We start from the raw sequence: 15132 nt of genomic DNA, 5'->3' as shown, positions 1-15132 counted from the left end.
TTTAATGACAAGTTATAAAAAGAAATTTGATATTTATAATATAGATACTGCTCAGATACTACTGACTGAGGATGACTTTGACTCCAGAAAAAGAACTAAAATGTTTCAAGAGATTATAGATGCCCATTTAAGCAATGATATTTTGCCTATCGTTAATGAAAATGATATAACATCAACACCTGAACAACTTTTTGGTGATAATGACCAATTATCGGCAAGTGTGGCTCATGCAATTAATGCTGAATTATTAGTGATTTTGAGTGATATTGATGGATATTATGATAAAAACCCTCAAGATCATGAGGATGCAAAAATTTATAAAGTGGTTACTGAACTGCCAAAAGAAGCACTTAATGATTCAGGTACTCCAAATGACCCGTTTGCAACAGGTGGAATAGTTACAAAGTTAAAAGCTGCAGAATTTATGATGAAAAACAAGAGAAAAATGTTTTTGACTAACGGGTTTGATTTGAGTTCTGCCGAGTCATTCCTTTTAGAAGGAAAACATACATTGGGTACAATCTTTGAGTCAAAAACAGCTAAGGAGAAATAGTATGGAAAAATTTTTACAAGAAGCAAAATCAGCAAGCAGAATCCTTTCTACAATAAGTGGACATGATAAAAACAGAATTTTAAAAGAGATGGCAGTAGCTCTTAGAAACAAGACTCTAGAATTATTAGAGGCAAATGCTCTAGATATGACAGACGCTCATAAAAACGATTTGTCATCAGCATTAAAGGATAGACTTCTTTTAGATGAGAGTCGTATAGATGCAATGGCTGTAGCTATTGAAGAAATTGCTGGACTTAAAGAACCTGTTGGTCGTGTTTTAGATGGCTGGGTTACAGAAGATGGATTAAAAATTGAAAAAGTAAGTATTCCAATTGGGGTAATAGGTATTATTTATGAATCTCGTCCAAATGTTACAAGTGATACAGCAGCTCTATGTTTTAAAAGCTCAAATGTATGTGTGCTAAAAGGTGGAAAAGAAGCAGAGAACTCAAACAGAGCAATAGCAAAAGTTCTTCAAGGTGTATTAGCTAAAAATAATTTGCCTAAATCTTTAGTGTCACTTTTAGAAGATTCCTCAAGAGAGGGCGTTGCAAAACTTATTAAGATGGATAAGTATGTTGATTTAATAATTCCTCGTGGTGGAGCAGGGCTTATCAAATATGTTAGTGAAAATGCAACTGTAAGTGTAGTTAAGCATGACAAAGGACAGTGTCATACATACATAGATAAAGATGCAAAACTTGATAACGCAATTGCTATAGCCATAAATGCAAAAGTTCAAAGACCAGGTGTTTGTAACGCGATGGAGACTCTTTTAGTAGATCGTGCTATTGCATCTAGTGCACTTCCAAAATTAAAAGTTGAATTTGATAAAGCTCATACCGAGTTAAAGGGTTGTTTAGAGACTCAGGCTATTATAGAGGCTAAACATGCTACTGATGAAGATTACGATACTGAGTATTTAGCAAATATTTTAAATATCAAAGTAGTAGATGGAGTTGAAGGTGCGATAGAACACATTGTGAGATTTGGATCAGGTCATTCTGAAGCTATAATCACAGAAGATATCACATCTGCTGAGAAGTTTTTAAATGCTATAGATTCAGCAGCTGTTTATGTAAATGCTTCTACACGTTTTACTGATGGTGGAGCTTTTGGTTTTGGCGCAGAGGTTGGTATAAGCACAAATAAGCTTCACGCACGTGGTCCAATGGGAATCGAAGGATTGACTACATACAAGTTTAAGATATATGGAAGTGGACAAATTAGATAAAAAAGTGACAACTTTTGACTAAATTTGCCAATCTAGCCAATTGTTGATACATATCAATGTGATATAGATAAATCTTGATTACAATAGAAAAATAATTAAATAAGGATTTATTACATGTCTCTAATTCCAAGCGAAGCAACTAAAATAGAAGTAACTGGCGCAACTGTAGATTTTTTTGAGTTGGTCAAAGATGGAGTAAGTACTTACTACTTCGATACATCAAAATGTGGACCACCAGATCCAATGGTGAATGCAATGAGTGGTCTAAGACTTATCAAAAATACAAATAACATTCTAGTTATGATCAATCATAAATCTCCTGGCGGACTATTCGGTAAACTTGAAGCAGATATATCACATTCTGTTGAGGATGTAGAAGGCGGGCTGGTTAAAGTTACATTTACAAATGTAAATGCAGGAGTGGATTCAGATCTAACTCAAACTGCTTGTCACTAAAAGAGTAAAATGTTTTCTATCTCGCAAGATTTTGCACCACCATTTAAACTTATATCCCCCTTTTTTATATTGGGGAGTCTGTTTTACCTTCTAGCATCTTTATATCTATTTTTTCTCTCATCTGACAATCTTTATATATTAGATACAAAAGTACTTAGTTTTGTGCATCTATACCTACTTGGGTTTGTAATGATGGTAATCTTTGGAGCTATGGCGCAGCTTGTTCCGGTAGTATTGGAAGTAGGACATGCAGCTGTAGAACTTTTTTATGCTATATGGCCACTTCTTGGCATTGGAACTCTTTTAATGGTAGTTGGATTTTTAGGCTATCCTGCACTGCTGCCTTATGGAGGTACAGTTGTCCTTATATCCATGATGATATTCGTTATGGAGATATTCTCAACCCTAAAAAAAGTTAAAAAGCTAAATCTGGTCATGAGTAGTGTCCTCATCTCAAATACATTTTTATTTTTTGGAATTATTTTTGGTCTTCTAATGGCACTTGGGTACGCAGGAACTATAGAGGTAGATATTATGTCACTTCTGCGTTCACATGTATATCTGGTCATAGGTGGTTATATTGTTATAACGCTAATGGGACTATCTGTTGTACTGCTCCCTATGTTTGGATTATCACATGGTTTTTCTATGAAGCCTTTAGAAGTTTCCATAGCGCTTATGAGCACTTCCGTTATTCTTGTTGTATTATCTTCATTCGTAGAGTATATGGCAATAGCGTATCTTGGATACGCTTTAGCGGTGGCATCTTTGATATTGTACTTCTATATGGTATATACTATTTTTAAAACAAGAGCCAGAAAAGAGTTGGATATATATGCTATTTCATTGATCTATTCATATTTTTCAATGATCGTATCATTGGTTTTAGGTGTTGCATATCTTTTAGTATCTTATGAACCATTGTTACTAGCTAGCGGCTGGTTGATATTTTTCGGTTTTTTTGGATTTGCGATAACTGGACATATATATAAGATAGTTCCATTCCTTGTTTGGTTTGAGCGTTTTTCTCCACTTGTCGGTAAAGAAAAAGTACCAATGCTTGCAGATATGTTGCCTAAGAAAAGTTCTCATGCTCAGTTTGTATTTTGTGCTGTTGGTGTAACTGTTATAACAGTAGCCATTTTAGCTCAAGATGACACTCTCGTAAAAGCAGGTGCTTCATTTTTAGTTGTTGGTGCATTGGCACTAGTTAGAAATATGTTTTACATGATAAATTATAAATAAGACACTTTAGAAAAATAAAATTAAGGAATAAAAATTATGATGTACACAAAAGAAGAACTATTTTTAGCAATTTCAACTGTAATTGATCCAGAAGTTGGATTTAACCTTGTAGAGATGGGACTTATATACGATGCTGAGTGCGACGATGAAGGTAATGCTCATGTAACTATGACACTATCTACAAAAGCATGTCCTATGCATCAGATGATACTGCAGTGGGTAAAAGAGTCAGTTGAAAAAATGGCAAATATTAAAAGTGTAGAGGTTGAATTAGTTTGGGAACCAGCGTGGAATGTAACGATGGCTGATGACAATGTAAAAAAAGTGCTTGGCGGAGCTTAAAAGTTCTAAGCTCTTTCTTTATACTTTTTTATGTCTTCTAAAAGAATGTAGAGCGATTTCGCATACTCTTTAATAAGTTCAACATATTTTTTATCTTCTGGATTTACGATAGCTTCTTTTAAATCTGAGGCGATTTTACTTATGTGGTTTGCTCCAATATTTGCAGTAATACCACTTAGATCAAGTAGATAACGATCAGCTTTAGCCATTTCACTATGGTTAATAAACTCTTGGAGTTTTGTAGGAGAATCAGAGTAAGTATTTACAAACTCACTAAGTATCTCATGATAAAAGTCTACATCGTCTCCACAGATATTTAAACCCTTATCTGTATCTAGTTCATCAGTTATAACTATCTCAACAAACTCATCAGGAATCTTTTTAGAAGAGTCATTATATGCATATAATGTGTCGTACATAGCTTCTATTCTAAGTGGTTTTTCAAGATGCTCTTCCATACCGGCTTCAGTCATCTTTCTAATATCATCAGGGGCAGTGTCTCCACTAAGTGCTATAATAACTATATGGTTATAATTTGGATTTTTTCTTATTCTTCTTGTTGCTTCAAAACCATCGACTCTGGGCATATGTGCATCCATAAGTATAAAGTTAAAATCACTGTCTTTTTCTAGTATTTCAAGTAAAAACTGTCCATCATCAGCAATAGTAACTTCTATGCCTGAATCTGCTAAAAGACCTGTAATAACTTTTTGGTTAATGATATTGTCTTCAGCAACTAGAATTTTTTGACCTGCAAATTCTCTAAAGTTATCTTTAGTTATTTTTCCATGAGGCGGTATATCCCTTTTTACTCTTTTTAATCTAACAGAATGTTCTTTTTCTTCTTCAACTTCTGTAACTGACTCTTCTACTCCAAAACTACCTTCTTCTTCTCCGCGTAAAGCTTCAAAACTTATTGCTTCTATTTGCTCCTGCATAACCATAGGCTCAGGTTCTTTGGTTTCTTCTTCAACTATTACTTCTTCTTCAATTTCTTCTATACGCTCTTTTCGAGCTTCTTTTTCGTTAAGTACAGGTGTTGAATCTTCGAAGTCATCTTTTTGTTTTTGTTGAGACTTTTTAATCATAAAGTAGACTATTATTAAGATTAGAATTGCAATAGCTGCAATTATCTCATTAAAGTAAGTTTCTAACACATCAAGTTCCTTAGTTTGTTTTGGAGAAGTCTTTTCTTTTATTACTATATCTTTTTTTTTCTTTTTTCTTTCATTTATATCACTTTTTTGTGTTAATGGTTCTACTTTGATACTTTTTATATCAGGTTCTGGCATTAAAAGAGGATCGTCTATTATCTCTGGTTCTTCTATAGCTATTGTATTTTGCTTCTTTTCTTTGTTCTCTAGTTTAAGGACATAGGCATCTTTGAATTTTGTTTTTTTGATTTTATTTAATACTGAGTACCTTGTTACTATGTCGCTAAACGGTTCTATAGTTACTATGAAGTATTTACTATATTTTTTTGAAACAGTTTTAAGTGAATTTTTATCCAAAAAGCTTTGAAATTTTATATCTTTTTCAATAATCTTATTTACACTGTGTTGTACATTCTCAGCCATTTCTTTAGTTGAAAAAGTACCTAATACGATTTGACTTTGATTGGCTAAAACAAATGAGTAGATTAAAGAGAGTAAAAAGATTATTTTCAAATAGTGGCCTTTTTTTCTTTATAATACACTATTAAAAATTAAAATTTACAAAGTTAATGTATAATCTGTTTAATATAACTAAAGGCTTTTTTTGCAAAATATCCCACATATTCCAGTTCTATACAGAGAAGTGGTAGACACTTTTATAAATCTTGATAATGGGATTATTATTGACTGTACTATGGGGTATGGCGGACACTCTTCAATGATACTAGAAGCAAACCCAAATATTGAGTTAATCGCAATAGATCAAGATCAAACAGCAATAGACTTTTCTACAAAACGCTTAGAAGAATATGGAGATAGAGTAAGCATCAGAAAAGGTCGTTTTTCATCTGTTATTAAAGATATAATTTCTGAGTATGGAGTAGACAAAATCAGAGGTGTTTTAGCAGACATCGGAGTCTCTTCTCTTCAACTTGATCAAAAAGACAGAGGTTTCTCTTATGAGAGTGAGAACCTTGATATGAGAATGGATAAAGATGCACCCCTTAGTGCCGAGAATGTTGTAAATGAATACTCTAGCACAGAGCTTGAAAATATTTTACTAGAGTATGGTGAACTTAGAAACTATAAAAAGATAGCATCAGCAATAGTTAACGCTCGTCCATTTGCGTCTGCAAAAGAGTTAAGTGACGCTACAAAGCATCTAATGCCGCATGGTAAAAAGATTCACCCAGCGACACTTCTGATGCAGGCTATTCGCATCGAAGTAAATGATGAACTGGGAGAACTTAAGTCTCTTCTTCAAAGCATAGAAGATTCTGAGTTCTCAGATGCTATAGTCGCTATTATATCTTTTCACTCTCTAGAAGATAGAATAGTAAAACAGACATATATAAGGTGGAGCAAAAATTGCATCTGTCCTGATGAAGCTATGAGATGTACATGTTCTAGAGATAATGCTAAGGGAAGAATTTTAAGTAAAAAGCCTATAACTGCACAAGATGATGAGTTAAAACAAAACCCAAGAAGCAGAAGTGCAAAAATGAGAGTATTTCATTATGAGCGATAAGCATGAACTCTTAGATGAAGTAGAACAGGTATTAAACAAGAAAAAAAAACTTGATTTCGAGTATCTGGTTTTTACGTTGCTTCTTATGAGTTTTGTCGCTTTGGCAATATTCCCAAAGATATATATACAGCAACAAATCTACTTCAAAAGTAGAGATATCTCAAAACTAAAAGGTGAGTACGATACGCTCATAGAAGAAAACAGACTGATAAACGCTTCCGTTGAATCTATACGATTTAAAAATCAAATACTAGATACACTTTTTTAACACTCCCCAAGGAAAAAAATGATTCGTCGCTTTTTAGAATTTGCAATAGATAAACCACTTCTAAACCATATCCTCCTAACTTTTATAGTTTTACTGTCTATTTTTGCATATTTGAATATTCCTAAAGAGATATTTCCACCAATGAATATGGACAAGATCACAATAAGCGGTGGTTACTCTGGAACGTCAGCAGATGTTCTTGATAAGATGGTTGTTAAGACCATAGAAGATGACCTACAAAATATAGATGAACTAGATAGCATCAAAACAACTATTAAAAATGGCTCTTTCTCGATTATTAGTGACATCAAAACAGGTTCTGATAATATAACAGTTCTCAGTGATGTAAAAGATATACTCAGTAGTGTTAAAAGAGATTTACCTTCTGATATGTCAGAGCCGATTGCTAAGATACAACTTCATAGTTTTCCTCTTGTTCTTATTGCACTTGCAGGAGATAAAAGCAAAAAAGAGTTGCTGAATCTTGCAGAAAATCTCAAGAGTGATCTGAGTCAGTTAAAAGATCTGAGTGATATTACTATTCGTGGAGATGCAGATGATGAACTGGTTATCACTGTAAACGAGCAAAAACTTTTAGCATTTGGATTAAACCCTTCTATTGCAGTGGCATCTCTAAGAAACATAAGCTCAATTTTCCCAATAGGAACCATAAAAGAGAGAGGTAAGCATCTCTACATCTCTACTTTTAATGGTGAGAAGACTAAAGAAAGTATTGAAAATACCGTCATAAGTGTTGGAGCTGCAAGAGTTCGTATAGGAGATATAGCAGATATAGAGTTTAAACTGAGTGATGAGTCTGAGCTTTCACACTACAACGGTGCTAGAAATGTGTCTATAAATGTAACAAAATCTAAAGATGGGAATGCCATTGCTTTAGTAAAACAGATTCGTGAGATACTAAAAAATAAAACAGATAAGAGTGAAGAAATAGAGTATGAGATATATACAGATACTTCTATTTGGATTAAAAATCGTCTAAATACTGTTTTTGCAAATATAGCATTTGGTCTGATGTTAGTGTTCTTAGCAATGCTTATTTTTATTAACCGTGGTATTGCGGTTGTTGTTGCTATAGGTATACCAGTTAGTTTTATGATTGGTCTTATTACTACAGAATTGATGGGTGATTCACTAAATATGCTCTCACTTCTTGGGGCACTTATAGCTCTTGGAATGCTTGTTGATGAAGCCATAGTAGTTGCTGAAAATATTTACAGGCATCTAGAAGAGGGGATGGAGAGGCGAGAAGCCTGTATAGTTGGAGCGACGGAGATGTTTCCAGCTGTTTTAACCGCTACTCTTACTACGGTTTTTGCATTTTTGCCTATGCTCCTGTTAACGGGAGAGATGGGAATGTTTATAAAGATTATTCCTATCATGATAACTGTACTTCTGCTCTCTTCACTTTTTGAGGCATTTTACTTTTTACCCCTTCATGCACATGACTTTTTAAAAGTTTCGCATGATGAGAGCTTTACAAAAAGACTTTGGAAGAGACTTGGCTCTTGGCACAATAAAGCACTTCACTTTGTTTTTAGAGCTAAGTGGATCTCACTTATTGTTATTGTTGTTTCGATTCTTTCTCTAACATTTGTATTTATTAAAAACTCTAAGTTTCAACTCTTTCCTGATTTTGACACTACTCAGATATATGTCTATGGTAAAGTAAATATAAATAGTGAGTTAGAAGACACAGAGAGGATAGTAACAGCACTAGAGAAAAAGCTCTTGGCAAATACTAACGAGAATGATTTTTCTTCTATAACATCAGTTATCGGCTTTAAAATGGATGCTAAAAATATGGCTGAGACAGGGGACAATCTTTTTCATATATTTATTGACCTAAAGGAGCGTGCACCTACTAATATATTTGATACATATATAAGTCCATATCTTTCTATAGAGTATGATGCAAAAGTACTAACTAGAAAAAATAATGCAGAAGATATTGCTAAAGAAATTGAGAAGCTAATTGAGCCATTTAAAACGCAAAAAGAGAATGGTGATTTATTATATGAAGAACTTGTTGTAAAAGTTCCTGGAGCCGGTGTTGTTGCATCTGATATAGAGATAAGTCTAAGCGGGAAGAGCGAGAAAGATATCTTAGCCGGTGTTAAGTACCTTAGAAGCTCGTTAGATAAGATAGAAGGTGTAAATAATTCCTCAGACGATGCAAATCCTGGCGAGAAAGAACTTAAGCTTCGTGTAAATGAATATGGACAACAACTAGGCTTCAATGAAGAGTTAATATCTGCTGAGCTTAGGTCATACTACTTAAAAGGTGAGTATGGAAAGATGTTTAACGATGAAGGTCTTGTTCGCATCAAGATAGAGAGTGGCATCAACAAAAAAATAAGTTCTATAGACAATATTGAAGTTCAAGTTCCCGGAACTGACAATTATGTAGCACTGCATGATGTTTGTGAGTTTATTATGATTCAAGGTTTTGTCGCCCTTAAAAAAGAGGATGGAACTAGGATAAGAACGGTTTTAGCAACTTTAAATAAAAAAGTTATTACTTCTGCTGAGGCAATGATAAAACTAGAACCTGCATTTGAGAAACTTAAAAAAGATGGATACAAGATAGATATAAAAGGTGAAGAAAAAGAAAACGCTAAAAATAAGAGAGAGATGATGCAGTCTGCAATCATAGCTATATTTTTAATCTTTATCACTCTTGTGTGGTTGTTTGACTCTATAAAAAAATCACTTATTGTTATCAGTACTATTCCCCTTGTCTTGCTTGGTGTTTATTTTGGACACTGGGTAATGGGTATAAACCTTACTATGCCTGGAATGATAGGAATAGTTGGACTTGCAGGGGTCGTTGTAAATGACGGACTTATTGTGGTTAACTTCATTAAACATGCAGATGATACAGAGGAGCTTATGAAGAGAGCAGGGACGAGGCTTAGACCTATCTTACTTACATCTTTGACAACAGTTCTTGGGCTTTCAACGCTAATATTTTTTGCATCTGGACAAGCTATGATCCTTCAACCTATGGCAATTTCACTAGGCTTCGGAATCGCTTGGGCTACTGTACTTAACTTGATTTATGTACCTCTTTTGTATGCTGTGGTTTTTAAAATAAAAGATAGGGCGCAATAAAAGAAAAGTATAAGAATTTTTTGACTATAATTGCGCCCTACAAAGCGAAAGCTTATATAGAAATAGTGGGTCTTTAGCTCAGTTGGTTAGAGCCCTCCGCTCATAACGGAGTGGTCATGTGTTCGAGTCACATAGGACCCACCACTTACATCCCCTTAACTACGCACTTTAAACTTGAATTGGCGTTTCTTTTTATCATTATTACAAAAAAAATTAATAATATATGTCATCTGCTTTTTACTTTCTTCAAAAATTAGATATTCAACATCTCAATTTCATATAAACTTCTCTATAGTCTATTAATAGTTTCTTCTTCTTTTTGCAAATTAAGCTATAAATAAATAATAAATGTACGATATCATTTAAATGCAAAAGAATTTACAATTTATCAAAGGAGACTAACTTGAAAAATAATAATCAAGTATTTAAAATATCAAGAGAACTCTATGGAGATAGTACCGCTACATACAATAATATTCCATTCACAGTCTTAAATAGATTTGAGATAGGGAATATTTCAAGTTTTGATTGGGGTGATACTAGTGCTGGCTCAGAAGCATTGTCATATGCGATTTTAGATAAAGTAGGTTCGAAAGAAATTGCAAATAAATATGCAAAACTGTATACAAAAGATGTCATTTCAAAGATTAAAAAAGATACTTGGACCTTAAATGCTACTGCTGTGATTCAATGGATTAATGAAAATACAAATTATTCGATAGATGAGAGCGCTTTTTTTAAGAATGGAAGTACTACATATGAAGTTCAAGAACGCCGTCAAGAAGAAATAAGAAAAGAAGAAAGAAGGATTCAGAGAGAAAAAGAATTTCAAGAAGAAGCACAAAGAAGATTGAAGCTGTATGAAGCAAAGCAACAAGAGCGCTCCCAAGAAGATAGAAGGGTATCAGCAGAAAAAGATTTTCAAGGTAAATCTCAAAAAAGCTTAAAAGAGATTCAAAATCTGTATCAACAAGAGTTAAATGATTATAAAAAACAAATAATAAAGCAAAATATTGATATTGAAGCCTATCAAGCACAATTGAAGAAGTATAAGCTTTTCGTAGAATCACTAGATATAAAATCTATGTATGATAAATACTGTAATCTTGATAATAAAGAAATTTAATTTAAATTACCAATAATATGATAAAATTTTATTGCAAATACAGCAGCTATTTAAACTTGGCATGCAGGTTTGTTGAACTTTTTCAAGGTTAATATAATGAGTATTTTTGCTTTGCAATCACCGGCAGGCGGTTTTTTAGACGAAGAGTTAAGCCGATTTAATAAAAGATTTGATGATTGGTGTGTTCAGTTTGATAACTATGAAGATGCTAGTCTTATTGCTCAGAGCTTAGAACATAGAACAAGTGTAAATATTGTTGAAATTACACCATTAAGCTATCCTCAATATTTTTTCCATAGTTTACAAGGTGATATTCATGCTACTCGTCAAATTAATGAGAAGATTATTTGTATAATTGAGCCATATATGGGATCAACTTTTCGGATAGCTGTATGTGATTTACAGACGAAGAATGTAAGGATTACAAATACACGTTATAAAAATGTACTAAGTGTTGAAGGTGCTTTTGCACATTTTGAGGAGTGATTTAGCAAAAATTGAATTTAGTAAATTGCACTTATACTGAAACTTAATGTGATACAATTCGCTCACATAAGGACTATCATGAGAGAAAAATATAAAATAAGTAATTATCCAAGTAAAAATATTAAAACAGAGAGTTACATGCTTGGTGACATATCTGTTACAAAAAATTATTATGATGCTAAAGATGCATATGTTAAAGAACTGATTAATGAAGAAAATGGGATTAAAGAAGTTAAACATTTTACAGTTAAAGGTGTTTTGGCGAAGTTAGAACATTTTGTAGAAGACAAAAGACATGGACAAGAGATAAAATACTTAATTGCTAAAGCAAACAAAAGTGTGAAAAGTATTAAAATGTATGACAAAGGAAAGTTACATGGTGAAAATATAACTTACAATGAAAATGCCAAAATTATTAAACATGAAGTTTACGCTCTTGGAAAACTTGTATTAAAATATTTACGAGAAGATAGTGATAGCAATGATATAACAAATGTTCAGATTCTTAGTAAAGAAAATGTTGAGAACTTACCAAAAGCAGAATATGAAAAACTACAAAGTTATATCTAAAATCATCCAAACTACTTAATGGATTGATTTAGGTATATGAATACTAAAGCAAACGCCATCATCAATATTTTCTACTAAAAGTTTTCCATTCATATGTTCTTCTATAATCATTTTAGACATGTATAGACCAAGCCCTGTACCGTTCTTTTCATCTTTTGTAGAAAAGTAAGGTTCAAAAATCTTATTTAGATTTTCTGATTTGATCTTTCCTCCATTATTATATATTTTTGTAACTATGGTTCCATCTATATCTTCTATATCTATAATTATTTTTCTATCTTTTTTTCTGTATTCAACTAAAGCATACTTCGCATTATTAAGTATGTTAATCAGTACCTGCAGAAGTTCTCTTGAAAAGATTGCTATTTTCTCATCTGATTGAGAGTTTATTTCGCATATTATTTCTTGGTCTGTTAAACTTTTTATTATGATATTAAAAGCATGATTGACAACATTTATGACACTCTCATTTTCTTTTTTATTTTCTGATTTGAAAAAGTTTCTAAAATCATCTATGGTCCTAGATAGATGCTGTGTCTGAGATGAAATAGCGGTTGCAAGTTTTAAAGTCTCTTCATCATTTATATTATCAAGTTCAGCATCTATAATAATAGTATCTGCACAGACATTTATTGCAGCTAGTGGTTGTCTCCATTGATGAGCAATCATATTTATCATCTCACCCATCGCAGCAAGGCGAGACTGTGCTAACATCATTTCATCTTTTTGTTTTATCTTATTTTCATACTCTATTATTTTGGTTATATCTTGTACAGTTCCAAATGAGTTAATGATATTTCCATACTTATCAAATGTATGCTCTCCTTTTTCATGAACATACTTAATTCTTTCATTTTTTAGTAGAAGTCTGTGCACAACATCATACGATCTTGTATCTTTAATTGATTCAGTGTAAGTTGTATTTACCATCTCTCTATCATCAGGATGAACATCCTCTAAGAAAGTATCATATGAAAGTTCAACTGTCTCTTTATCTTTTTCAAATATATTGTAAACTTCATCCGACCAAAGAAGTCTATTGTTTATAACATCTAAAGTCCAACTTCCAAGATGTGCAATATGCTGGGCTTTTTCAAGTTGAGCTTTTTGCTCTATTATCTTATTTTGATTTTTTATATCTTGTGTAACTATACGAGCAATTCCAAATAAACCTATTATCTTCCCATCACTGTTTTTAATAGGATATTTTCTATTGTTTACCCAACCTTCATCTCCATTTTCGTCTTTAAATGGTTGAACTTCTTCTATATGAGGAATAATGCCCTTATATATCTCTTTTTCAAGTTTGTAATAGACTTCAGCATGTTCAAAAGGAAATAGTTCATAATCGCTTTTTCCAACTATTTCATGCCCTTTTTTATATCCGCAAATTATTGCAAGAGAATCACTGGAAGCTGTGAGAATATGATTGGCATCTTTAAAAAAGATAAAATCGTTTGTAAACTCCATCATGGCTTGAAAGTTGATTTTTACAGTGTTGAGTTCGTCTTTATTTTTATTTAGATATCTAACATCAGTTAATATTGTTTGAAAAATAGTTGTATGTTCAATACCATGATCAATAAGTAGATTAAACTGGCCATTTAATATTAGAATTAGCCCATCTGGCCTTAGAACACGAAAGTTTAGTTGAATAGTTTTAGGAAATATATCAAATAACTCAATATCATCTGTATGAATTATTTCTAGAAGATTAATGCCATTATTAATTATCTCTTCATCAATTTCTAAATCAAATAAATCTTCAAAGTTTTTTTTATCTACAAAAAACAATAGCTCTTCATTATTGGAAGTATGATAAATTGCTAGATCATTATTTAGCTCTTGTATATTTTTGCAATACAGAATAGATTCGTTAGAATGCATCACGATAGACTACCTTATATTGGTTTTCTTAGATTCATTATATCAGATTTTATAATATGATAAAATTTAAATAAAATAATTAAATACAATCTTGTGTATGATTTCAGTTACAAAATAGGGAGAATAATAAAAAATGGAACATTTGGAACTAGACAATATTTTTATACCATCAAAAAGACCTTCGAAAAAATTGATGATAATTCTTCACGGGCGAGGGGATTCATCTGAAGGTTTTACCTCACTTCCTGAGTTTTTAGATATAGATGATATGAACTATATATTATTTGATGCTCCTTTTGAGTACTTTACAGGCTTTTCGTGGTATCAATTACCTCCTGAACAACTTCCAGGTATAGAGTACTCTAGTAAACTGCTTACAAAGGTTTTAGATGAACTCTTTGAAGATAAGTTTGATTCAGACAAGAGCTTTTTATTTGGCTTTTCACAAGGTTCACTTTTAACATTTGAGTTTGGAGCTAGATATCATAAGGTACTTGCAGGTTATATAGCTGTAAGTGGTTATATATATGATGAAAATAAACTACTTGAAGATATGAACCAAGATGTTAAAAATGCAGAGTGGTTATGTACACATGGAACCTATGATGATGTATTACCGTTTGAAAGTTCAAGAGAGCAGGTTGAAGTGCTTCAAGAAGCGGGCTTTGATATAGAGTTTAAAAGTTATGAAAAAGATCATAGTATAGATAGAGATGAACTTATTATGATTTCAGAGTGGATGAAAAATATTTTGAAGTAGGAGTGGTGCTGACACGAGGATTTGAACCCCGGGCCTGTTGATTACAAATCAACTGCTCTAGCCAACTGAGCTATGTCAGCAAAAAAATAGAAAGGAAATTCTACCCGCTTAAACTTTAAAGAACTTTATATTTACTACTTTTTAACTCTAATCTATCAGTAAAACAAAAACTCCTATTATAATAGCTATTCTTGAGTATTTGTCATGTGCTCTTTCAGGACGAAATTTTTCCAGTTCATCTGTAAAGTATTTTGTTATATCTAAAAAAGCTATCCATCCCTGAGCTCCTATAGCTGAAACAAATATCATTAGAGATATAAGTTTCGTCATCTCTACTGTTGCTTCTATAAGTGTCATATATACCCTTTTTATATTCAATGCCGACAGTATA

The 15132-nt window shown here is 32.4% G+C and carries 15 protein-coding genes and 2 tRNA genes; 13 read left to right on the top strand and 4 right to left on the bottom strand.

What is annotated here, in order from left to right:
• The 5 genes from ABZC13_RS09960 to ABZC13_RS09940 all read left to right on the top strand — a co-directional run.
• Nucleotides 1-553: glutamate 5-kinase (locus ABZC13_RS09960; protein ID WP_373002971.1), on the top strand; the 553-nt coding region annotated here is incomplete at its 5' end.
• A 1-nt stretch (nt 554) separates the two neighbouring features.
• Nucleotides 555-1787, top strand: a complete 1233-nt coding sequence (locus ABZC13_RS09955; RefSeq protein ID WP_373002969.1) for a glutamate-5-semialdehyde dehydrogenase — start codon at nt 555-557, stop codon at nt 1785-1787.
• A gap of 114 nt (nt 1788-1901) precedes the next feature.
• Nucleotides 1902-2243 carry a hypothetical protein gene (locus ABZC13_RS09950; RefSeq protein WP_373002967.1) on the top strand — a complete coding sequence of 114 codons (342 nt, stop codon included), beginning with the start codon at nt 1902-1904 and terminating at the stop codon, nt 2241-2243.
• A gap of 9 nt (nt 2244-2252) precedes the next feature.
• On the top strand, nt 2253-3488 hold the full coding sequence (locus ABZC13_RS09945; RefSeq protein ID WP_373002965.1) for a hypothetical protein: 1236 nt from the start codon (nt 2253-2255) through the stop codon (nt 3486-3488).
• A gap of 39 nt (nt 3489-3527) precedes the next feature.
• A complete protein-coding gene (locus tag ABZC13_RS09940) occupies nt 3528-3830 on the top strand; it encodes a metal-sulfur cluster assembly factor (protein WP_373002973.1) in 303 nt (100 codons plus the stop codon).
• A gap of 5 nt (nt 3831-3835) precedes the next feature.
• Here the strand turns inward: ABZC13_RS09940 and ABZC13_RS09935 are convergent, their stop codons facing one another.
• Nucleotides 3836-5497 carry a response regulator gene (locus ABZC13_RS09935; RefSeq protein WP_373002963.1) on the bottom strand — a complete coding sequence of 554 codons (1662 nt, stop codon included), beginning with the start codon at nt 5495-5497 and terminating at the stop codon, nt 3836-3838.
• Nucleotides 5498-5588: 91 nt separating this feature from the next.
• Between ABZC13_RS09935 and rsmH the strand changes: the two genes are divergently transcribed.
• From rsmH to ABZC13_RS09900, 7 genes are all read left to right on the top strand, one after another.
• Entirely contained in the window at nt 5589-6512 is a 924-nt protein-coding gene (rsmH, locus tag ABZC13_RS09930; protein WP_373002961.1) for a 16S rRNA (cytosine(1402)-N(4))-methyltransferase RsmH, read from the top strand.
• Nucleotides 6502-6780: a hypothetical protein gene (locus ABZC13_RS09925; protein WP_373002959.1), complete on the top strand. Its 279-nt coding sequence runs from the start codon at nt 6502-6504 to the stop codon at nt 6778-6780. The genes rsmH and ABZC13_RS09925 overlap by 11 nt, the downstream gene beginning before the upstream one ends.
• 18 nt (nt 6781-6798) lie before the next feature.
• Nucleotides 6799-9912 carry an efflux RND transporter permease subunit gene (locus ABZC13_RS09920; protein WP_373002957.1) on the top strand — a complete coding sequence of 1038 codons (3114 nt, stop codon included), beginning with the start codon at nt 6799-6801 and terminating at the stop codon, nt 9910-9912.
• A 67-nt stretch (nt 9913-9979) separates the two neighbouring features.
• Nucleotides 9980-10056: transfer RNA gene (locus tag ABZC13_RS09915), tRNA-Ile, on the top strand.
• Between the two features lie 259 nt (nt 10057-10315).
• A complete protein-coding gene (locus ABZC13_RS09910) occupies nt 10316-11038 on the top strand; it encodes a DUF6166 domain-containing protein (RefSeq protein WP_373002955.1) in 723 nt (240 codons plus the stop codon).
• Between the two features lie 96 nt (nt 11039-11134).
• Nucleotides 11135-11524, top strand: coding sequence for a hypothetical protein (locus ABZC13_RS09905; protein ID WP_373002953.1), 390 nt, complete (start codon nt 11135-11137; stop codon nt 11522-11524).
• Nucleotides 11525-11602: 78 nt separating this feature from the next.
• Nucleotides 11603-12094, top strand: coding sequence for a hypothetical protein (locus ABZC13_RS09900; RefSeq protein ID WP_373002951.1), 492 nt, complete (start codon nt 11603-11605; stop codon nt 12092-12094).
• 15 nt (nt 12095-12109) lie between these two features.
• On the opposite strand, the gene ABZC13_RS09895 is transcribed toward ABZC13_RS09900, so the two are convergent.
• Nucleotides 12110-13981, bottom strand: a complete 1872-nt coding sequence (locus ABZC13_RS09895; RefSeq protein ID WP_373002949.1) for a PAS domain-containing protein — start codon at nt 13979-13981, stop codon at nt 12110-12112.
• A 133-nt stretch (nt 13982-14114) separates the two neighbouring features.
• Between ABZC13_RS09895 and ABZC13_RS09890 the strand changes: the two genes are divergently transcribed.
• Complete coding sequence (locus ABZC13_RS09890) at nt 14115-14741, top strand: alpha/beta hydrolase (RefSeq protein WP_373002947.1); 627 nt, start codon at nt 14115-14117, stop codon at nt 14739-14741.
• Nucleotides 14742-14744: 3 nt separating this feature from the next.
• Here ABZC13_RS09890 and ABZC13_RS09885 read toward each other — a convergent pair.
• Together ABZC13_RS09885 and ABZC13_RS09880 are read right to left on the bottom strand one after the other, a co-directional pair.
• A tRNA-Thr gene (locus ABZC13_RS09885) sits at nt 14745-14821 on the bottom strand.
• A gap of 67 nt (nt 14822-14888) precedes the next feature.
• Complete coding sequence (locus ABZC13_RS09880; RefSeq protein ID WP_373002945.1) at nt 14889-15098, bottom strand: hypothetical protein; 210 nt, start codon at nt 15096-15098, stop codon at nt 14889-14891.
• Between the last annotated feature and the right edge of the window lie 34 nt (nt 15099-15132).

Origin of the sequence: Sulfurimonas sp. (assembly GCF_041563035.1) — a bacterium.
Classification (GTDB): Bacteria; Campylobacterota; Campylobacteria; order Campylobacterales; family Sulfurimonadaceae; genus Sulfurimonas.
This window is presented reverse-complemented; position numbering and strand designations above follow the sequence as displayed.

Coding starts and splice junctions, on each gene's coding strand:
- ABZC13_RS09905 (WP_373002953.1), top strand. CDS start 11,135: ATGAGTATTTTTGCTTTGCAATCACCGGCAGGCGGTTTTTTAGACGAA.
- ABZC13_RS09900 (WP_373002951.1), top strand. CDS start 11,603: ATGAGAGAAAAATATAAAATAAGTAATTATCCAAGTAAAAATATTAAA.
- ABZC13_RS09920 (WP_373002957.1), top strand. CDS start 6,799: ATGATTCGTCGCTTTTTAGAATTTGCAATAGATAAACCACTTCTAAAC.
- ABZC13_RS09890 (WP_373002947.1), top strand. CDS start 14,115: ATGGAACATTTGGAACTAGACAATATTTTTATACCATCAAAAAGACCT.
- ABZC13_RS09945 (WP_373002965.1), top strand. CDS start 2,253: ATGTTTTCTATCTCGCAAGATTTTGCACCACCATTTAAACTTATATCC.
- ABZC13_RS09940 (WP_373002973.1), top strand. CDS start 3,528: ATGTACACAAAAGAAGAACTATTTTTAGCAATTTCAACTGTAATTGAT.
- ABZC13_RS09880 (WP_373002945.1), bottom strand. CDS start 15,098: ATGACACTTATAGAAGCAACAGTAGAGATGACGAAACTTATATCTCTA.
- ABZC13_RS09895 (WP_373002949.1), bottom strand. CDS start 13,981: ATGCATTCTAACGAATCTATTCTGTATTGCAAAAATATACAAGAGCTA.
- ABZC13_RS09955 (WP_373002969.1), top strand. CDS start 555: ATGGAAAAATTTTTACAAGAAGCAAAATCAGCAAGCAGAATCCTTTCT.
- ABZC13_RS09925 (WP_373002959.1), top strand. CDS start 6,502: ATGAGCGATAAGCATGAACTCTTAGATGAAGTAGAACAGGTATTAAAC.
- ABZC13_RS09950 (WP_373002967.1), top strand. CDS start 1,902: ATGTCTCTAATTCCAAGCGAAGCAACTAAAATAGAAGTAACTGGCGCA.